17 protein-coding genes are annotated in these 19,425 nt (G+C 72.6%); 13 read left to right on the forward strand and 4 right to left on the reverse strand.

Features of this window, described 5'->3' with window-relative positions; genetic code table 11:
* Positions 1-19 precede the first annotated feature (19 nt).
* The 4 genes from O7619_RS14845 to O7619_RS14860 all read left to right on the forward strand — a co-directional run bounded on the left by O7619_RS14845 (position 20) and on the right by O7619_RS14860 (position 4,238).
* Complete coding sequence (locus O7619_RS14845; protein ID WP_282288463.1) at positions 20-1,171, forward strand: acyltransferase; 1,152 nt, start codon at positions 20-22, stop codon at positions 1,169-1,171.
* Positions 1,172-1,269: 98 nt separating this feature from the next.
* Positions 1,270-1,896, forward strand: coding sequence for a transcriptional regulator (locus O7619_RS14850; protein WP_282288465.1), 627 nt, complete (start codon positions 1,270-1,272; stop codon positions 1,894-1,896).
* A gap of 156 nt (positions 1,897-2,052) precedes the next feature.
* Positions 2,053-3,618 carry an MFS transporter gene (locus O7619_RS14855; protein ID WP_282288466.1) on the forward strand — a complete coding sequence of 522 codons (1,566 nt, stop codon included), beginning with the start codon at positions 2,053-2,055 and terminating at the stop codon, positions 3,616-3,618.
* Positions 3,619-3,629: 11 nt separating this feature from the next.
* Complete coding sequence (locus O7619_RS14860; protein ID WP_282288467.1) at positions 3,630-4,238, forward strand: TetR/AcrR family transcriptional regulator; 609 nt, start codon at positions 3,630-3,632, stop codon at positions 4,236-4,238.
* A 100-nt stretch (positions 4,239-4,338) separates the two neighbouring features.
* Here the strand turns inward: O7619_RS14860 and O7619_RS14865 are convergent, their stop codons facing one another.
* Together O7619_RS14865 and O7619_RS14870 are read right to left on the reverse strand one after the other, a co-directional pair.
* Positions 4,339-6,258 carry a helix-turn-helix domain-containing protein gene (locus O7619_RS14865; RefSeq protein ID WP_282288468.1) on the reverse strand — a complete coding sequence of 640 codons (1,920 nt, stop codon included), beginning with the start codon at positions 6,256-6,258 and terminating at the stop codon, positions 4,339-4,341.
* A gap of 14 nt (positions 6,259-6,272) precedes the next feature.
* Positions 6,273-7,055 carry a 3-hydroxybutyrate dehydrogenase gene (locus O7619_RS14870; protein WP_282288470.1) on the reverse strand — a complete coding sequence of 261 codons (783 nt, stop codon included), beginning with the start codon at positions 7,053-7,055 and terminating at the stop codon, positions 6,273-6,275.
* 181 nt (positions 7,056-7,236) lie between these two features.
* Here O7619_RS14870 and ruvC point away from each other — a divergent pair, with 181 nt between their 5' ends.
* The 8 genes from ruvC (at position 7,237) to O7619_RS14910 (ending at position 16,580) form a co-directional block, all read left to right on the forward strand.
* Positions 7,237-7,767: a crossover junction endodeoxyribonuclease RuvC gene (gene ruvC, locus O7619_RS14875; RefSeq protein WP_281583761.1), complete on the forward strand. Its 531-nt coding sequence runs from the start codon at positions 7,237-7,239 to the stop codon at positions 7,765-7,767.
* On the forward strand, positions 7,764-8,366 hold the full coding sequence (gene ruvA / locus O7619_RS14880; RefSeq protein ID WP_282288472.1) for a Holliday junction branch migration protein RuvA: 603 nt from the start codon (positions 7,764-7,766) through the stop codon (positions 8,364-8,366). Before ruvC ends, ruvA begins: the two co-directional genes overlap by 4 nt.
* A gap of 10 nt (positions 8,367-8,376) precedes the next feature.
* Positions 8,377-9,441, forward strand: a complete 1,065-nt coding sequence (gene ruvB, locus O7619_RS14885) for a Holliday junction branch migration DNA helicase RuvB (RefSeq protein ID WP_282288474.1) — start codon at positions 8,377-8,379, stop codon at positions 9,439-9,441.
* A 138-nt stretch (positions 9,442-9,579) separates the two neighbouring features.
* Positions 9,580-9,924, forward strand: a complete 345-nt coding sequence (yajC, locus tag O7619_RS14890) for a preprotein translocase subunit YajC (protein WP_282288476.1) — start codon at positions 9,580-9,582, stop codon at positions 9,922-9,924.
* 224 nt (positions 9,925-10,148) lie between these two features.
* Complete coding sequence (gene secD, locus O7619_RS14895) at positions 10,149-12,050, forward strand: protein translocase subunit SecD (RefSeq protein ID WP_282288478.1); 1,902 nt, start codon at positions 10,149-10,151, stop codon at positions 12,048-12,050.
* 1 nt (position 12,051) lies between these two features.
* On the forward strand, positions 12,052-13,233 hold the full coding sequence (secF, locus tag O7619_RS14900; RefSeq protein ID WP_282288480.1) for a protein translocase subunit SecF: 1,182 nt from the start codon (positions 12,052-12,054) through the stop codon (positions 13,231-13,233).
* A gap of 98 nt (positions 13,234-13,331) precedes the next feature.
* On the forward strand, positions 13,332-13,898 hold the full coding sequence (locus O7619_RS14905; RefSeq protein ID WP_282288481.1) for an adenine phosphoribosyltransferase: 567 nt from the start codon (positions 13,332-13,334) through the stop codon (positions 13,896-13,898).
* A gap of 252 nt (positions 13,899-14,150) precedes the next feature.
* Positions 14,151-16,580 carry a bifunctional (p)ppGpp synthetase/guanosine-3',5'-bis(diphosphate) 3'-pyrophosphohydrolase gene (locus O7619_RS14910; protein WP_282288835.1) on the forward strand — a complete coding sequence of 810 codons (2,430 nt, stop codon included), beginning with the start codon at positions 14,151-14,153 and terminating at the stop codon, positions 16,578-16,580.
* Positions 16,581-16,635: 55 nt separating this feature from the next.
* Here O7619_RS14910 and O7619_RS14915 read toward each other — a convergent pair whose 3' ends face one another.
* Together O7619_RS14915 and O7619_RS14920 are read right to left on the reverse strand one after the other, a co-directional pair.
* A complete protein-coding gene (locus O7619_RS14915) occupies positions 16,636-17,472 on the reverse strand; it encodes a peptidylprolyl isomerase (RefSeq protein WP_282288483.1) in 837 nt (278 codons plus the stop codon).
* Between the two features lie 86 nt (positions 17,473-17,558).
* Positions 17,559-18,419 carry a peptidylprolyl isomerase gene (locus tag O7619_RS14920; protein WP_282288485.1) on the reverse strand — a complete coding sequence of 287 codons (861 nt, stop codon included), beginning with the start codon at positions 18,417-18,419 and terminating at the stop codon, positions 17,559-17,561.
* Positions 18,420-18,676: 257 nt separating this feature from the next.
* Here O7619_RS14920 and O7619_RS14925 point away from each other — a divergent pair, with 257 nt between their 5' ends.
* Entirely contained in the window at positions 18,677-19,390 is a 714-nt protein-coding gene (locus O7619_RS14925) for an MBL fold metallo-hydrolase (protein WP_282288487.1), read from the forward strand.
* Positions 19,391-19,425 lie beyond the last annotated feature (35 nt).

The raw sequence follows: 19,425 nt of genomic DNA on the forward strand, positions 1-19,425 counted from the left end.
CCTTCCCCAGGAGACGTCGATGACGCAGGCGACGGACCACCGCCTCGCACCGGTTCCCGCGCCGGATCCGGCCCATCCCGGTCCGGCGGTCGAACCGGCCGCCGAGACGCCCGCCGCCGAGACGCCCGCCCCGCGCCGGCCGCGGCTGCTGGTCCTGGACGGGCTGCGCCTCGGCGCGGCGGTCATGGTGGTCGCGTACCACCTCGTCGGGGACAAGCTGGGCGCGTGGCAGGACCCGTCGGCGGGAGCGATCTTCGGGCCGGTGCACGCCGTGGCCAAGTACGGCTTCCTCGGCGTGCAACTGTTCTTCATCATCAGCGGCTTCGTGATCTGCATGAGCGCGTGGGGCCGCACGGTCGGCGACTTCTTCGTCTCCCGCGTGGTGCGGCTCTACCCGGCGTACTGGTTCGCGGTCCTGCTGGCCACCGGCGTGCTCCTGCTGGTGCCGCGGGAGGGCCGGCCCGAGCCACGTCAGGTGCTGGGCAACCTGACGATGATGCAGGACTTTCTCGGCGTCGGTCATCTCGACCTGTCCTACTGGACGCTCACCGTCGAGATGATCTTCTATCTGCTCTTCGCGATCCTGGTCGCCCGCGGCCTGAGCTACCGCGGTGTGGTCGCCTTCTGCGCCCTCTGGACCATCGGCTCGCTCGTCGCGCCGAAGTTCGGCAACACGTGGCTCATCCAGGTGACCGCCGCGAACCACGCCAGCTACTTCATCGCCGGCGTCGCGCTCTATCTCATCCACCGTTTCGGCCCGAACCTGCTGCTCTGGTCCATCGTCGGGCTCTCCGGCCTGGTCGCGCTCACCCGCCTGCCCGGCCTCGCCCGGGCCCGGGAGGTCGGCTATCTGCCGTCCGCCGTGATCGTCGTGTTCTTCCTCGCCCTCATGGCGGCCGTCGCCCTCGGCCGGTTCGGCTGGGTCCGCTGGTCCTGGGTGGCCACGGCGGGCGCGCTGACCTACCCGCTCTACCTCATCCACCAGACCCTCGGGATCGCGTTGATCCAGCGCGCCCAGGGCCACCTGTCCCCGTGGCTGCTGATCGGTGCGGTCTTCGCCGGCCTGCTGCTCGCCGCGTGGCTGATCCACCGGTTCGTCGAGCGGCCGGTGGCGCGGTGGATGAAGCCGCGGCTGACCGCCGCCGTACGCCAGGCCCGCGAGGCCCACTGACCCGACGGGCCGGTGCATCCAGACCGTCCCGTTCCGACGAACCCTCCCGGTAGAGACCGTCTACCGGGAGGGTTCGTCTGGTGGGGAGGACCGGGCCGATGCCGGCCGAGGCCGTCGAGGACGCGCGTAAACAGCTCACCCTCGCCGCGGAGGACCTGGACGACGGCCGGGTCGCCGCGCTGATCGTGGAGGCGGCGGACCGGTGGGGCGTGACGCCGCTGTGGGAGCGGGTCTGCGCGCCCCTGCTCGGCGCGCTGCCCGGCCGCAGCGCCGCCGAGGTGGCCGTCGAACACGCCTTCGCCGAGGGCGTCCGCTCCGGTCTGGACGTGCTGGCGCGCGAGCCGGGTCCGGCGCGGCGGACCGGGCGCGTCCTGCTCGCCGGCGCCGAGCAGGAGTCGCACTGCCTCGGCCTGCACGCGCTCGCGGCGGCCCTGCGGGAGCGGGGGCTGGACAGCCTGCACCTCGGCCCGGCCCTGCCTTGGACGGCGCTTGCCAGCGCCGTGCGTCGGGTCCGGCCGCGCGTGGTGGTGGTGTGGTCGCAGAGCCCGCTGACCGGCCGGTCCTATCGCCTGGTCCGGCTCGGGCGGGACACCCCCGGACTGCGTGTCCTCGCCGCCGGGCCGGGCTGGATCGAGCCGTTCCCATCCGTCCCCGCCGCCCCGCGTCGCCTCACCACCCTCACCGAAGCCACCGCCGCCTGCCTGCAAGGAGGGGCCCCCGCTTAACGCTTCCGGTAGAGGCGGGGGCCCCGCTTAACGTGACCTGGCACACATTCGATACGAACCTGTTCCGTATCGAAAATCGCTCACCTACGCTCGGCATCGTTACGAGTCTGCCCCGTATCGATTTTGACACGGGTGAGCGGGGGGAGAACCCGACCCATGGAACTGCACGAGAACACCGGACACCCGAGGAGGTGGGCGATCCTGGGGGTGCTGGTGATCAGCCTCCTCGTGGTCGTCCTCGACAACACCATCCTCAACGTCGCGCTGCGCACCCTCGCCGATCCGGTGCGCGGCCTCGGCGCCAGCCAGGGCGAGCTGGAGTGGGCGATCAACTCCTACACCCTCGTCTTCGCCGGCCTGCTGTTCACCTTCGGCGTGCTCGGCGACCGGTTCGGCCGCCGCCGTTTCCTGATCCTCGGGCTGGCGCTGTTCGGCCTGGCCTCGCTGCTGTCCGCGTACGCGCAGGACCCGGCGCAGTTGATCGCCGCCCGGGCGCTGATGGGCGTCGGCGGCGCGGCCATCATGCCGGTCACGCTCTCGATCATCTCGAACGTCTTCGACCCGCGCGAGCGCGGCCGGGCGATCGGGGTCTGGGCCGGCGCGGTCGGCCTCGCCGTGGCCATCGGCCCGGTCCTCGGCGGCACGCTGCTGGAGCACTACTGGTGGGGTTCGGTCTTCCTGATCAACGTGCCGGTGGTGGCGGTCGGCGTGCTGCTGGTGGCGATCCTGGTCCCCGAGTCCCGCGACCCGTCCCCGGGCCGGGTGGACCTGCTCGGCGTGCTGCTCTCCGTGATCGGCCTGGTCGCGCTCACCTACGGCATCATCGACGGCGGCGAGCACGGGTTCGGCCGGCCGCAGGTCTGGGTCTCGATCGCCGGCGGCCTCGCGGCGCTCGGCTGGTTCGTCGCCCACGAGCTGCGCAGCGACCACCCGTCGCTTGACGTGCGGCTGTTCCGGGTGCCCCGGTTCGCCGCCCCGGTGGCCCTGGTCGGGCTGGTCTTCTTCGCCGCGATGGGCGTGATGTTCTTCGGCGCGTTCTACCTCCAGTTGGTCCGCGGCTACAGCCCGCTGGAGAGCGGCCTGCTCTTCCTGCCCTTCGCGGCGGCCCAGCTCATCTTCGCCCCGCGCAGCGCCGCGATGGTCCGCCGCTACGGCGGCCGGGCGGTGGCGGCGGTCGGCCTGGCGCTCACCATCGTCGCGCTTGCGGCGTTCGTCTTCATCGACGCCGAGACGCCGATCTGGATCTTCTCGGCGCTGGGCTTCCTCCAGGGCGCCGGAATGGCGAACATCATGCCGCCGGCCACCGAGTCGATCATGTCGGCGCTGCCCCGGGAGAAGGCCGGCGTGGGCTCGGCGGTCAGCAACACCGTCCGCCAGGTGGCCGGCGCGCTCGGCGTGGCGGTGCTCGGCTCGGTGCTCTCCGCGGTCTACCGCGACCAGGTCACCCCGGCGCTGTCCGCGCTGCCCGCCCCGGTCCGCGACGCGGCCCGGGAGTCGGTCTCCGGGGCGTACGGGGTCGCCGACCAGGTCGGCTCGGCCGCCCCCCGGCTGATCGAGGCCGCGAACGACTCCTTCGTCTCCGCGATGCACTGGGCGGCCGGGGTCTCCGCGCTGGCGGCGGCGCTCGGCGTGGTGATCGTGGCGCGTTGGATGCCCGGCCGTCCGGCTCCCGCGGCCGAGGCCGCCCCGGCCGGCGAGCCGGAGTTGGCCGGAACCGCATAGGTTCGTGGACAATGTCTGACATGACTTTCACAGCGGATGCTCCGCGGTCGCCCGGGCGACCGCGGAGCACCCGCGCGGACGAGGCGATCGTGGAGGCCGCACTCGACCTGCTCGCCGAGGGCAACTCCGTCGAGGCGCTCTCCATCGAGGCGATCGCCGCCCGGGCCGGGGTCGGCAAGGCCACCATCTACCGCCGCTGGCCGGGCAAGGAAGCGCTGCTGGTGGACGCGCTGGGCCGGCTCAAGGGCGCCCCGCCCCGCACCGGCGGGCACTCCGTCCGGGACGACCTGGTGCTGCTGGTCAGCGCCGTGGGCCAGCACGTCGACCCGCGGGTCCGCAAGATCATGCCGTGCCTGGTGCCCGAGGTGAGCCGCAGCTCCGCGCACCGGGCGGCGTACGAGGCGATCATCGAGCCCCGGCGGCAGGCGATGCGCGAGGTGCTGCGCCGCGCGATCGACAGCGGCGAGCTGCGCGCGGACGTCGACATCGAGGTCGCCATGGCGCTGCTCACCGCGCCGATCCTGACCCAGCGGATGCTGCCCTGGCACCCCGAGTGGGACGAACGGATCCTGCCCGGGCGGATCGTGGACGCGGTCCTCGACGGCCTCCGCGCCCGCTGACCCGGCCCGCCCGGCCCGCCCGGCCCGCCCGGCCCGGCCGGCCCGCCCGGCCCGGCCGGCCCGCCCGGCCCGCCCGGCCCGCCCGGCCCGGCCAGCCGGCCTAGCCGGGCGGGACGCGCAGCCGGTGCAGGCGCAGGGCGAGCTGCACCTCGAGCGCCCGTTCCGGCTTCTGCCAGTCGGCGCCCAGCAACTGGCCGACCCGCTCCAGCCGTTGGGTCACGGTGTTGACGTGCACGTGCAACTGCTCGGCCGCCCGGGCCAGGCTGCCGCCCACCCCGAAGTACGCCTCCAGCGTCTTCACCAGCGCGGTGCCCCGCCGGGCGTCGTAGTCGACCACCGGCCCCACCGTGGCGGTGAGGAACCGGCTCACGTCCCGGTCACCGGCGTCGCCGACCGCGCCCAGCAGCAACCCGACGAACCCCAGCTCCGCCGTGCTCGCCCCCTGCCCGGTCCGGCCCAACGCGCCGAGCGCGGTCAGGCAGCGCTCCGCCTCGGCGAACGTGACCGCGAGCGACGCCGGCCCGGTCGACGGCCCGCTCGCCCCGGCGGTCACCGGCCAACCGGTCAACCGGGACAGGTCCCGGGCCACCGCGCGGGCCGCGCCGCCCGCGTCCCGCCCGGGCAGCATCAGCACCACCCGCCCGTCGCGCGCCGCCGCCAGCCCGCCCCGGGTCGAGGCGTACGTGGTGGCCCACGACAGGACCCGCTGCCGGGCCGAGCCGGTCTCGGCGAACGCGGCGTCGCCGACCGCCACCAGCACGTGCGGGGCGTCCAGGTCCACCCCGATCCGCCGGGCCCGGTTGCGCAGCGCGTCGGTGTCCCGCACCGGCCGGGCGATCAGGTCGTCCAGCAGCTCGCCCCGGACCCGCCCCTCCGCCTCGGCCACCGTCCGGCGGAACAGCAGCAGCAACGCGGTCACCAGCGCGGCCCGCTCCAGGATCCGCTGGTCGGCGTCGACCAGCTCGTCGTCCGGGCGCAGCACCAGCGCGCCCAGGTTCTCCGCGCCGGCCACCACGGCGGCGTACCAGAGCGGACCGCGGCGGACGCTGCGCCCCTCGGTGCGGGACGCGGCGATCGCCTCCACCATGTCCGCGCGGTCCGGCTCCTCGATCTCGCCCACCCGGGCCAGCCGCCGCCCCTCGGCGTCCAGCGCCAGCAGCGCCCCGCCGAGCACCTCGGTGACCGCCGCCGCCACGTCCTCCATCCCGCCGCCGCGGACCACGAGCGCGGTCATCCGGTCGTGCGCGGCGGCGGCCCGCTCCACCGAGCTGCTGTGCGCCCGGATGGTGCTGTTCGCCGCGGACAGTTCCGCCAGCGCCGCGCGGGTCTCGGCCAGCAGCCGGGCGGTGTCGATCGCCACCGCGGCGTGCGCGCCCAGGGAGACGAGCAGCGACACCTCCTCCCGGGCGAACGGGCGGGCCGAGCGGTTGGCCGCGTAGAGCACGCCGATCACGCTGGAACCGAGCCGCAGCGGCACGCCGAGGATGGCCACCAGGCCCTCCTCACCCACCCCGCCGTCGATCTCCCCGGTGTGCCGGAACCGCTCGTCCTCCTGGTAGTTCGAGGTGACGTACGGGGTGCCGGTCTGCGCGACGAGGCCGCCCAGCCCGTCGCCCATCTCCAGCCGCAGCCGCTGGAACCGGGCCGAGATCGAGCCGTCGGTGACCCGCATGTACGTGTCGCCGCGCTCGTCGTCGTTGAGCGTCATGTACGCCACGTCGGTGCCGAGCAGGATCCGCGCCCGGTGCACGATCGCGCGCAGCACGTCGTCCAGGTCGCGCAGGCCGGCCAGGTCGCTCGCGGTGTCGTACAGGCCGGACAGCTCGGTCTCCCGGCGACGCCGGCGCTCCAGCAGCGCCCGGACCCGCAGCGCCACCACCTTCGCCTGTTCCAGCTCGGCCAGCCGGTCGGCGGGCAGGCCGGCGGCGCGCGCGGCGACGAGCGGGCCCTCGAACTCGACCGCGGCGGCCTCGCGCGCCAGCAGCTCCAGGAACTCGACCGGCGACGACATGACCGACATTGTGCGCGGTGCCACTAGTTGGCCGTCCAGCCCCCGTCGAGGGCGATCGAGGCGCCGGTGAGGAACGCGGCGGGCGGCGCGCACAGGTACGCCACCAGCTCGGCCACCTCCTCCGGCTCGATCAGCCGCTTGATCGCCGCCCGGGCCAGCATGATCTTCTCCACCACCTCGTCCTCGCCGATGCCGTGACTGGCCGCCTGGTCGGCGATCTGGCTCTCCACGAGCGCGGTCCGCACGTACGCCGGGTTGATGCAGTTGGCCGTCACGCCGTGCGCGGCGCCCTCCAGGGCGACCACCTTGGACAGGCCCTCCAGGGCGTGCTTGGCCGAGACGTACGCCGCCTTGTACGGCGAGGCGCGCAGCCCGTGCACCGAGGAGATGTTGACGATCCGGCCCCAGCCGTTGGCGTACATCCGGGGCAGCGCCCGGCGGATGAGCAGGAACGGCGCCTCCACCATCACCCGCTGGATGTACTCGAAGCGCTCCACCGGGAAGTCCTGCACCGGCGCGACGTGCTGCAACCCGGCGTTGTTCACCACGATGTCGGCGTCGACGTCGAGCCGGTCGACCGCCTCCGGATCGGCCAGGTCGACGCCCTCGGCCCGGCCGCCCGCCTCGGCGGCCACCGCCTTGGCCGCCTCCACGTTGCGGTCCAGCACCAGCACCGCCGCGCCGGCCGCCGCCAGTCGCCGGGCGCAGGCCCGCCCGATACCGCTGCCACCGCCGGTCACCAGGGCGGTGCGACCGGAGAGGTCGACGTGTACGACGTGGGGGACCGCCACGGGTTCTGCCGTCATGGCGCAGAAGTTACGAGGCGTGTGGCCCCGGGCACATGGGGCGTCGGCACATACTCGACCGCTTCGGTGTGTGGTGCCGTGCGTCGCCGGCCGCCTCCGGCGTGTCCGCCGGTCCGGTCGCACGGTCGCCTCGGTAGGGTGTCGAACACACGTACTGCTGGCGGCTCGGGGAGGAGGCGGCGTGCGGGTGCTGGGCGTCGACCCGGGGCTGACCCGGTGTGGGGTCGGCGTGGTCGAGGGCGTGCCGGGCCGCCCCTGCACGCTTGTCGCCTACTACGTCGTCTACACCGATCCGGCCGACGAGTTGCCGATGCGCCTGCTGCACCTGGACCGCTCGCTGACCGACCTGGTCGCCGAGCACCGGCCGGACGCGGTGGCGGTGGAGCGCGTGTTCAGCCAGCACAACGTGCGTACCGTGATGGGCACCGCCCAGGCCAGCGGCGTGGCGGTGCTGGCCGGCGCGCGCGCCGGACTGCCGGTGACGACCTACACGCCGAGCGAGGTGAAGGCGGCGGTGACCGGCTCCGGCCAGGCCGACAAGAAGCAGATGACCGCCATGGTCACCCGGCTGCTGCGGCTGGCGGAGCCGCCGAGGCCGGCCGACGCCGCCGACGCGCTGGCGCTGGCCATCTGTCACGTCTGGCGCGGCGGCACCCGGTCCAAGCTGGCCGCCGCGGCCGACCAGGCCCGACGAGGAGGGGCGCGACGATGATCGCAAGTGTGCGCGGCACGGTGACCGCGACCGGTCCGGACCACGCCGTGGTGGAGGTGGGCGGCATCGGCCTCGCCGTGCAGTGCGCCCCCGGCACCATCGCCGACCTGCGGGTCGGCCAGCCGGCCCGGCTGGCCACCAGCCTGGTGGTCCGGGAGGACTCACTCACCCTCTACGGCTTCGCCGACGACGACGCCAAGGCGCTGTTCGAGCTGTTGCAGACCGCGAGCGGCGTCGGCCCCCGGCTGGCCCAGGCCGTGCTCGCCGTGCACACCCCGGACGCGGTCCGCAAGGCGATCGCCAACGCCGACCTCGCCGCGCTGACCCGGGTGCCGGGCATCGGCAAGAAGGGCGCCGAGCGGCTCGTGCTGGAGCTGCGGGACCGGGTCGGCCCGGTGGCGATCGGCCCGGACGGCGCGGGCGGCGTGACCGTCGGCGCGTGGCCGGAGCAGGTGCGCCAGGCGCTGGTCGGGCTCGGCTGGTCGACCGCCCAGGCCGAGCAGGCGGTGGTCGCCGTCGCCGAGACCGTCGACGGGGAGACCCCGCCGGTGCCGGTCCTGCTCAAGCAGGCCATCCGCCTCCTGGGCCGCACCCGATGACGGCCCGCCGATGAGCAACGACAACCTGGTCTCGGCGTACGTCAGCGACACCGACCTGGACGCGGAGGCCAGCGTCCGGCCGAAGCGGCTGGCCGAGTTCATCGCCCAGGACCGGGTCCGCGACCAGCTCGACCTGCTGTTGCAGGGCGCGATGCGGCGCGGCTCCCCACCCGATCACATCCTGCTGTCGGGCCCGCCGGGCCTCGGGAAGACCAGCCTGGCCAACATCGTCGCCGCCGAGCTGGGCACGGGCATCCGGGTGACCAGCGGGCCGGCGATCGAGCGCTCCGGCGACCTGGCCGCGATCCTGACCAGCCTGGCCGAGGGCGACGTGCTCTTCATCGACGAGATCCACCGGATCGCCAAGCCGGCCGAGGAACTGCTCTACAGCGCCATGGAGGACTTCCGGGTCGACGTGGTGGTGGGCAAGGGGCCGGGCGCGACCGCCATCCCGCTCGACGTGGAGCCGTTCACGCTCGTCGGCGCGACCACCCGCGCCGGCCTGCTGACCGGGCCGATGCGGGACCGGTTCGGCTTCGTGGCGCACCTCGACTTCTACTCGCCGGCCGATCTGGAGACGCTGCTGCACCGGTCCGCGCGGATCCTCGGCGTGCCGATCACACCCGACGGCGCGGCGGAGATCGCGGGCCGGTCCCGGGGCACGCCGCGGATCGCCAACCGGTTGCTGCGCCGGGTCCGCGACTATGCCGAGGTGCGCGCCGACGGGGTCGTCACGGTGGAGACCGCCCGGTCCGCGCTCACCGTCTACGACGTGGACGCGCTCGGCCTGGACCGGCTCGACCGGGCGGTGCTGACCGCGCTCGTCGACTCGTTCCGGGGTGGCCCGGTCGGGGTCTCCACCCTGGCCGTGGCGGTGGGGGAGCAGCCGGACACGGTCGAGGAGGTCTGCGAGCCGTTCCTGGTCCGGGCCGGTCTGCTGGCGCGTACGCCCCGCGGTCGGGTGGCCACCGGGGCCGCCTGGCACCATCTGGGCCGGATTCCTCCGAATGGTACATTTGGTGCGGACACCCCTCCGGGGCCCGATCTGTTCTCCACGCAGACCGACCAGCCGTGATCCGTTCGTGATCTGTGTCGCATTCGGTCTTCTCAGGAGCAGGGACTAGACTTCGCCGCGGTCTGTACAGGACGTGAGAATCCGCCTCCGCTGCGGCGCCCTCCGGGGCCGGCGGAGGCCAACCGGAAGGTCGACACCGTGCTTTACGCAGCAGCGAGTGGCGGGGGAGCCGGCGGTCTGACGCCGATCCTCATGATCGCTCTGCTCTTCGTCGTCATGTACTTCATGATGATCCGTCCGCAGCAGAAGCGTCGCCGCGAGGCGGAGCAGATGCAGTCCGCCCTCGGCCCCGGCGACGAGGTGGTCACCATCGGCGGCCTGCACGGCACGGTCACCGCGATCGAGGACGAGACGGTCCTGCTGGAGGTCGCGCCGGGCGTGCAGACCCGTTATGCCCGTCCCGCCGTGGCCCGGGTGGTCAAGCGGGCCGAGGCGCCCGAGGCGGAGACGATCAGCGAGGAGACCGAACCGGTCAAGGAGTGACCATCGCCCCGAACGGGGCAGCGGAAACACCTTCCAGAAGTGGATAGTTGGGTCGGCGTCCGACGCCGGCACGCGGCCAGGCCCGCGCGATGCCCCCGCGTCGCGACCGGGTCGGCGTGCCGGTCACCGGCGCCGGCCCGCCGGAGCAGTCGGGCGGACACCCCCGGCCCGACAGTTGTCGCCGCCGTGGAAACGGCGCGACCGTACAGGGAGACAGGACAGCCGTGGCACCACCTCAGGGACAGATGCGCCCCGGACGGCAGCTCGCCGTGCTCGGGTTCATCTTCGTCGTCCTCTATCTTTTGGTGTTCTTCTCGGGTGGCGCCAGTGGTGGCTGGAAGGACCGGCTGGAGCCCCGGCTCGGCCTGGACCTCATCGGCGGCACCCGGCTGACGCTCGAGGCCACCAACACGGTGGACGGCAAGCCGCCGACCTCGGAAAACCTCGAAGAGGCGCGCCAGATCATCGAGAGCCGGGTCAACGGCTACGGCGTGGCCGAGGCGGAGGTGGTCACCGAGGGCAACCGCAACATCGTCATCTCCCTGCCCGGCGAGAACCGTGACCTGACCGACGTGGGCAGCGCCGCCGAGCTGCGCTTCCGCAAGGTGCTCAAGGCCACCGACGGCAGCGGCGCCGCCGCCGCGCCGCCGCCGAGCCCCAGCGCCACCCCGGCCCCGTCCGGCAGTGCCCAGCCGTCGGGCAGCGCGTCGCCGAAGCCGAGCGGCAGCGCCAAGGTCAGCGCGTCGCCGAGCGCCGGTGGGCAGGGTGGTATGGCCCCCGCGCCGAGCGCCAGCGCCACGCCGTCGGCCTCGGCGAGCGCCGCCGCGCCGAGCCCGAGCGCCAGCGCCGAGCCGGTGCCGCAGAGCATCGAGCAGCAGCGCCAGGCCGTGCAGCAGAAGGTGGGCGCCGCCGCGTGGACCGCCGCCTCGGGCCTCCAGGCCCCGGCCGACCTCGCCACCGACCCGTCCCTGGCGGACAAGCTCAAGCCGTTCGGCACGCTGACCCCGCAGGAGGTCGCGGTGCTGCCGGTGGAGATGCAGTTCAACGTCCCCACCATCACCTGCGCCCAGCTCGACAAGCGGCCGGCCGCCTCGATCAAGGACGAGAAGCAGAAGGCGGTGGCCTGCGAGTCCGGCGCGAAATACCTGCTCGACGTGGCCAAGGTGCTGGGCACCGACGTCAAGAACGCCTCCGCCCAGCTCGACCAGACCAGCTCCTGGGTGGTCAGCCTCAACTTCACCGGCAAGGGCCAGGAGAAGTGGACCGCGCTGACCCGCGAGGCGTTCAACAACGAGGGTCAGGCCTGTGACCAGACCGCGCTCGGCCAGGACGGCAAGTGCCGGGTCGCCGTGGTGCTGGACAACGAGATCGTCTCCTCGCCGGAGATCCAGGGTGTGCTCACCGGTGACTCGCAGATCACCGGCAGCTTCGACAGCAAGTCGGCGAACGCGCTCGCCAGCCAGCTCCGCTACGGCGCCCTGCCGGTGACGTTCGTCCCGCAGGAGCAGCAGAACGTCACCGCGACGCTGGGCTCCAGCCACCTCCAGGCGGGTCTGCTGGCGGCCGGCATCGGCATGCTGCTCGTCATCATCTACTCGTTCTTCTACTACCGGCTGCTGGGCTCGGTCATCTTCCTCAGCCTGGTGCTCTCCGCGTTGCTGGTCTTCGGCGCGCTCGTGGTGCTCGGCCGGTCGATCGGGTTCACGCTCACGCTCGCCGGGATCGCCGGCATGATCGTCTCGCTCGGTGTGGCGGCGGACTCGTTCGTCATCTACTTCGAACGGCTCAAGGACGAGATCCGCGAGGGTCGCAGCCCACGTAGCGCGGTGCCGCGGGCCTGGGTCCGGGCCCGCCGGACGATCATCTCGGCGAACGCGATCACGCTGATGTCGGCCGTGGTGCTCTACATCGTGTCGGTCGGCACGGTGAAGGGCTTCGCCTTCGCGCTCGGCCTGGCGACCGTGCTGGACCTGGTCGTCGTGTTCCTCTTCCGCCACCCGATCATGACGATGTTCGCCCGCACCCGGGCGTTCCTGTCCCCGCGGGTCAGCGGTCTGGGCCGGGCGCTGCCGGCCCGGTCGGCCGAGTCGGGCGCCGCCCGCAACCCGCGCGTCAAGGAGGCCTGAGATGGCTAAGAGTGGTCTGGCCGCCCGGCTCTACCGTGGCGAGGCCGATCTCAACATCGTCGGCAAGCGCAAGCTCTGGTTCGGTGTGGCCGGCGCGCTGGTGCTGATCGCCGTGCTGAGCTTCGCGCTCAACGGCTTCAAGCTCGGCATCGAGTTCGCCGGCGGCAACTCGTTCCAGGTGCCGGCCAGCGTCGGCACGCTGGACCGGGCCGAGCAGACCGTCGACGAGGCGCTGGCCGCCGAGGCCCCCGACGTGCAGGTGGTAACCGCGCAGAAGGTCGGCGGCACCAGCGGCGAATACTACGAGATGCGCACCGGGCAGCTCACCGCCGAGCAGGCCAACGCGGCCAAGACCGCGATGGCGGAGAAGTTCGGCATCCAGGCCGACCAGATCAGCGGCAGCCAGGTCTCCGAGGCGTGGGGCAGTCAGGTCACCTCGCGGGCGTTCCTCGGCCTGCTGATCTTCCTCGCCGTGGTGACGGTCTACCTGGTGCTGCGCTTCGAGTGGCGGATGGCGGTCGCCGCGATCATCTCGCTGCTCACCAACCTGGTCCTCACCTCCGGTATCTACTCGCTCGTCGGCTTCGAGGTCACCCCGTCGACGATCATCGGCTTCCTCACCATCCTGGGCTTCGCGCTCTACGACGTGGTGGTGGTCTTCGACAAGGTGCAGGAGAACACGCGGGGCATCACCGCGAACAACAACCTCACCTACGGCGAGGCGTCCAACCTGGCGCTCAACCAGAGCCTCATGCGGTCGCTGAACACCTCGGTGGTGGCGCTGCTCCCGGTCGGCGGCCTGCTGTTCATCGGCGCCGGCCTGCTCGGTGCGGGCACGCTGAAGGACCTGGGCCTGGTGCTCTTCGTCGGCATGGCGGTGGCGTTCCTCACCTCGATCCTGCTGGCCACCCCGCTGCTGGTGCTGCTGAAGAACCAGGACCCGCGGATCAGCGCGCACAACAAGCGGGTGCACGCCCGCCGGGCGGCCATCTCGCGGGGCGAGGTCACGCCGAAGGGTGCCCCGCGTCCCGCACCGAGCGGCGACCAGCCGGTCGACGCGGACGCGGCCCTGGCCGGCGCCGCGCCGAAGGTCGGCGCGCGTCCCAGCGGCAAGCGCCCCAGCGGTGCCCGGGGCGGCCGTCCCGGCGGAGGCAACCGGCCGGGCGGCGCGAAGCGCCGCTGACCGCGGAGCCCGGGCAGAACCGACCGGACGGCGTCCGTCATGCTGTTGCCACCGCATGACGGACGCCGTCGTCGTTTCGAAAGGACATGGGACGCACCGTGACGGAGACCCACACCGCAGGCGTACGGGGAGACAGTGGCCCCGAGGTCGCCCAACTGGTCGCCAGCCGGACGCTCGACGTGCCGGACTTCCCCAAGCCGGGTGTCATGTTCAAGGACCTGATGCCGCTGTTCGCCGACGGCGTGGCGTTCCGTGAGGTGATCGACGGGATCATCGCCTACCACGGGCCCGAGTCGTTCGACGCCGTGGTGGGCATCGAGGCGCGCGGGTTCGTGCTGGCCGCGGCCGTCGCGTACGCCACCGGGGTCGGCGTGGTGCCGGTGCGCAAGGCCGGCAAGCTGCCCCGGGCGACCCACGCGGCCTCCTACGCGCTGGAGTACGGCGAGGCGACGCTCGAGGTCCACCAGGACGCGTTCACCGCCGGCCACCGCGTGCTGGTGCTCGACGACGTGCTCGCCACCGGCGGGACCGCCGAGGCCACGCTCGACCTGGTGGAGCGTGCCGGCGGCACCGTGTCCGGTTTCACCGTCCTGCTGGAGTTGGGCTTCCTCGGGGGCCGGGAGCGGCTCGCCCCGCGTCCGGTCCATGCCCTGTTGACCGTGTGACCCGCCGGCACCCGGTCGGTCCGCCGGCACGGGGCGTCCGGGGGAGCGGCGGCGCACCCTGCGTACCGGTAGGATTGCCCATTGCCTGACCGGGCGGGTGACCGTCCGGGGGCGAAGCCGCCGGGGCGCAGCCCCGGTGGCCGGCGCGGAACAACACCGACCCCCGGGTCGGTTGGACCAGACGTCGGCCGGACGGCCGGCGCATCCCGGCGAACGGTGAGGAGGCCGGTGTCCAACGATGTCGTCCCTCCGGTGGAGGGCACGGTGCACCCGACAGGCGACGCGGACGGCTCGGTGACCGAGCACGGCGGCAACACGCCCGCCGGGGCGAACGGCGACGCGCCGGACGTGACGGCCGACGACGGGGTGGTGGTGCCGTTCCCGACCGACGGTGACCCCTCGACCAGCGGCGGTTTCGCCCTCTCCAACGCGCCGACCGGCCGACGGGTGCGCGCCCGCCTGGCCCGGTTCAACGCGCCCTGGCAGACCTCGCAGGTCAGCGAGGTGCTGGAGCCGCTGATCTCCGCCCACCGGGACGCCCATCCCAAGGCCGACGCCCGCCTGTTGCAGCGTGCGTTCGACACCGCCGCGCGCTGGCACTCGGGGCAGTACCGCAAATCCGGCGACCCCTACATCACGCACCCGCTCGCGGTGGCGACCATCCTGGGCAACCTGGGCATGGACACCACCACGCTCGTGGCGGCGTTGCTGCACGACACGATCGAGGACACCGCATACACCCTCGACGCGATGCGCACCGACTTCGGCGGCGAGGTCGCGCTGCTCGTCGACGGCGTGACGAAGCTCGACAAGGTCAAGCTGGGCGACGCGGCCAAGGCGGAGACCATCCGCAAGATGGTGGTCGCCATGGCGAAGGACCCCCGCGTCCTGGTGATCAAGCTGGCCGACCGGCTGCACAACATGCGGACGCTCACGTTCCTGCCCCGCCCCAAGCAGGAGCAGAAGGCCAAGGAGACGCTGGAGATCCTGGCCCCGCTGGCGCACCGCCTCGGGATGAACACGATCAAGTGGGAGCTGGAGGATCTGGCCTTCGGCACGCTGTTCCCGAAGCGGTACGAGGAGATCCTGCGCCTGATTGGGGAGCACCAGCCGCAGCGGGAGTCGCTGCTGCGCCAGGTGACGCAGAAGGTGGGCACCGACCTGAAGGCCGCCAAGATCAAGGCGGAGACGACCGGCCGGCCGAAGCACCTCTATTCGATCTACCAGAAGATGATCGTGCGGGGTCGCGACTTCAACGACATCTACGACCTGGTCGGGGTGCGGATCCTGGTCGACACGGTGCGCGACTGCTATGCGGCGCTGGGGGTCATCCACGCCAACTGGCAGCCGGTGCCGGGCCGGTTCAAGGACTACATCGCCATGCCCAAGTTCAACATGTACCAGTCGTTGCACACGACCGTCATCGGGCCCACCGGCAAGCCGGTGGAGATGCAGATCCGCACGTACGCGATGCACCGCACCGCCGAGTTCGGCATCGCCGCGCACTGGAAGTACAAGGAGCACAAGGGCACCCAGGTGGTGGGCCCGCCGGCGCACATCGACGAGATGACCTGGCTGCGGCAACTGCTGGACTGGCAGCGCGAGGCGGCCGACCCGAGCGAGTTCCTCGACGCGCTGCGGTTCGACCTGTCCAGCCAGGAGGTGTACGTCTTCACGCCGAAGGGCGACGTCATCCCGCTGCCGACCGGGTCGACGCCGGTGGACTTCGCGTACGCGGTGCACACCGAGGTCGGGCACAAGTGCATCGGGGCGCGGGTCAACGGCAAGCTGGTGCCCCTCGAATCGACGCTGTCCAACGGCGACGTGATCGAGATCTTCACGTCGAAGTCCGACACGGCCGGCCCGACGCAGGACTGGTTGGGCTTCGTCAAGAGCCCGCGGGCGCGCACCAAGATCCGGCAATATTTCAACAAGGAGCGGCGCGAGGAGGCGATCGAGGCCGGCAAGGACGCGATCGTCAAGGCGATGCGCAAGCAGGGCATGCCGTTGCAGCGGATGCTCACCTCGGACGCGCTGATGGCCATCGCGCGGGACCTGCACCTCGCGGACGTGGCGTCGCTCTACGCGGCGGTCGGCGACAGTCAGGTCTCCGCGCAGTCGGTGGTGCAGAAGCTGATGGCCTCCTACGGCGGCGAGGAGGGCGCGGCGGAGGACATCGCCGAGACCGCCGTCGCCACCCGGCCGCCCCGCAGCCGGCAGAGCAGCGCCGACCCGGGTGTGGTGGTCCGCGGCGTCAGCGACGTCTGGATCAAGCTGGCCCGCTGCTGCACGCCGGTCCCGCCGGACTCGGTGTTCGGCTTCGTCACCCGCTCCGGCGGGGTCAGCGTGCACCGCGACGACTGCGCCAACGCCGAGGACCTGCGCGCCCAGCCCGAGCGGGTGGTCGAGGTGAGCTGGAAGCTGACGTCGGCCTCCACGTTCCTCGTCGCCATCCAGGTGGAGGCGCTGGACCGGCACAAGCTGCTCGCCGACGTGACCCGGGTGCTGTCGGAGGAGCGGGTGAACATCCTCTCCGCGACGGTGACCACCACCCGCGACCGGGTGGCGGTCAGTCGGTTCAGCTTCGAGATGGCCGACCCGAAGCACCTCGGGCACCTGCTGGCCGCGGTGCGCAAGGTCGACGGGGTCTTCGACGCCTACCGGGTCACCTCGGGGGCCTGAGAGCACACGGAAACGCCCGCCGGGTCGCTCCGGCGGGCGTTTCTCGTGAACCGGGTCAGCCCTCGATCGGGCTCATCGAGATGTCCTTGATGACGATCTCCTTCTTCGGGTGACCGCCGCCGGCCTGCTTGGCGAACGCGCCGTCGTCACCGGCGGCGGCGACCTGCTTCACCACGTCCATGCCGTCGGTGATGGTGCCCAGCACGGTGTAGTTCGGGTCGAGCTGGCTGTCGCCGTACACGATGAAGAACTGGCTGCCGGTGCTGCCGGGCTGGCCGGAGTTGGCCATCGCGATGACGCCCTCCGGGTACGGCGGGCGCTTGTCGGTGGGGAGGTTCTCCTCGGCCAGGTTGTAGCTCGGCCCACCGGTGCCGTCGGTGTCCCGCCAGCCCTTGCCGGTCGCGCTCGGGTCACCGCACTGGAGCACCTTGATGCCCTCGGTGACCAGCCGGTGGCACTTCGTGTTGTCGAAGAAGTCCTTGCTGGCCAGGTGGGTGAAGCTGCCAGCCGTGCAGGGCACCGCGGCCCGGTCGAGCTTGGCGGTGATCGGACCCAGGTTGGTGTCGATCGTCATCGTCTGGCTGCCCGTGTCGGCCTGCTGCGTCGGCGGCAGCCCGACGTCCTTGATCTGCGCCGGACGGCCCTCCTTGGGCACCTCCGTGTAGGTGCACTGGGTGAAGCCGGCGGCGGCGGTGTCGCCGGACTTCTTGTCGTCGTCGCCGAGCGACGTGACGAGCCAGACGGTGCCGGCCACGACGAGCACCAGCACGGCGGCGGCGCCGACGATCGCCTGCGTCTGCCGGCGCTTGCGGGCCTTGCCGGCCCGCTCGGCCATCTCCCGTTCGAGCCGGGCCCGCGCCGCCGCCCGCTGGCGGTCTCTCGTGGACGTCACGGTCACTCCTCACCTGCTGGGTATCCGGGGGACGGCGCCGGGCGCCGCCAAGTCAAAAGGTCGATCAACGCCCGCTCAACGGCGGGTCATCCGGCGCTGGGACTGCTCGCCGGCTCGCTCGGCGCGGCGTTCGGCTCGCCGACGGTGAGGCTCTGGATCACCACGTCCGTCTTCGGCTTGACCTTGACGCCACCGCCGTTGTCGACGGTCGGCAGCGCGCCGATCTTCTCCACCACGTCCATCCCGCCGGTGACCTTGCCGACGATGCTGTAGGCCGGCTTGGCCGGGTTGAAGTCCTTGAAGAAGATCAGGAACTGGCTGCCGTTGCTGCCCGGCGGGCTACCGATCATGGCGACCGTGCCCTTCGGGTACGCCGGCGGCTCGCCCGGGGCCGGCGAGGCCGACGGGCTGGGCTCGGGCGCGGCGGGGACGTTCTCGTCGAAGAACGTGTAGGTCGGCCCGCCGATCCCGGTGCCGCTCGGGTCGCCGCAGCGCAGCGCGCCCTCGCTGGTGATCTCGTGGCACTTGGTGTTGTCGTAGAACTGCCGGCCGGCCAGGTGGGCGAGGCTCGCGCTGCCGCAGGGGGCGGCGGCCTGGTCCAGCTCGACGGTGATCGGCCCGCCCTGGTTGGTGGTGACCGTCATCGGCCGGGTGCCCGACGTGGGCAGGTCCCGGGTGGCCGGGGTGCCGACGTCCTTGAGGTTGGTGTTCCCGGTGGCGTCCTGCGGGGTCCAGAGGCAGGTGTCCTCGGCGGCCTGCTTCTCCGGCTCCGAGTCGAACGCGCCGAGCGCCCAGGCCGAACCGGCCACGATCAGCACGAGCACCACCGCGGCGCCCACACCGGCCTGGATCTGCCGGCGACGCCGCGCAGCCGCGGCCCGCCGGGCGAGTTGCCGGTCGAGCTTCGCCCGCGCCAGTTTGCGCTGCCGGTCCCTGCTGGAAGCCACAGGTGCTCCCCTTCCTCTGCCTGATCGTCGTCGGCGTCGCCGGCACCGCCCGCGCTGCGAATCGGGGTGCGCCACGCCACACGCCCGCCAGAGTGTACGGGTACCGACTGTGAATGTGGTGTACGAGGTCCGCCTGCGCTTATCGGATGTTGTCACTGGGATCGGTGGGACGCCCGGTGCCGGTGGCGGCGAAACCCGCTCGCCGGTGCGACTAGGCTGCTGAGCGACGACGACGACCGGACGGAGAGGGGACGGACGTGCTCGTGGCCGGCTTTCCCGCGGACGCCTTCGGCACCAACTGCTACGTGGTGGCGACCGGGCCGGGGGAGCAGTGCGTGGTGGTCGATCCCGGCATCGGGGTGATCGACCGGCTCGACGCCGTGCTCGCCGAGCACCGCCTGCATCCGGCCGCCGTGCTGCTCACCCACGGCCACCTCGACCACACGTTCTCGGTCGCGCCGGTCTGCGGCGCGCGGGGCATCACCGCCTACGTGCACCCGGCGGACCGCGAGATGCTCGCCGACCCGACCAAGGCGCTGTCGATGGACCTCACCTCGCTCTTCGGCGGGCGGCTGCCGTACACCGAACCGGACGACGTGGCCGAGCTGACCGACGGCGCGACGCTGTCGCTGGCCGGGTTGGAGATCACCGTCGACCACGCTCCCGGCCATACCGGCGGGTCGGTGCTGTTCCGGCTGCCCGGCGCCGGCTCGCCCTGGGAGGCAGACGAGGTCTGCCTCTCCGGTGACGTGCTCTTCGCCGGCTCGATCGGCCGCACCGACCTGCCGGGCGGCAGCATGCCCCGCATGCTGGCCAGCCTCCGGGACAAGGTCCTCCCGCTGGCCGACGACACCGTCGTCCTGCCCGGCCACGGCCCCGCGACCACCGTCGGCCGCGAGCGCGCGACCAACCCGTACCTCGTCGAGGTGGCGGGCGACGCGCGCCCGGCCGGACCCACCCGCGGCCTCTAGCCGCCCGTGACATCCCCGCGCGGTCCGCGCGGGAT

This window comes from Micromonospora sp. WMMD998, assembly GCF_029581235.1.
In the GTDB taxonomy this organism is placed as follows: domain Bacteria; phylum Actinomycetota; class Actinomycetes; order Mycobacteriales; family Micromonosporaceae; genus Micromonospora.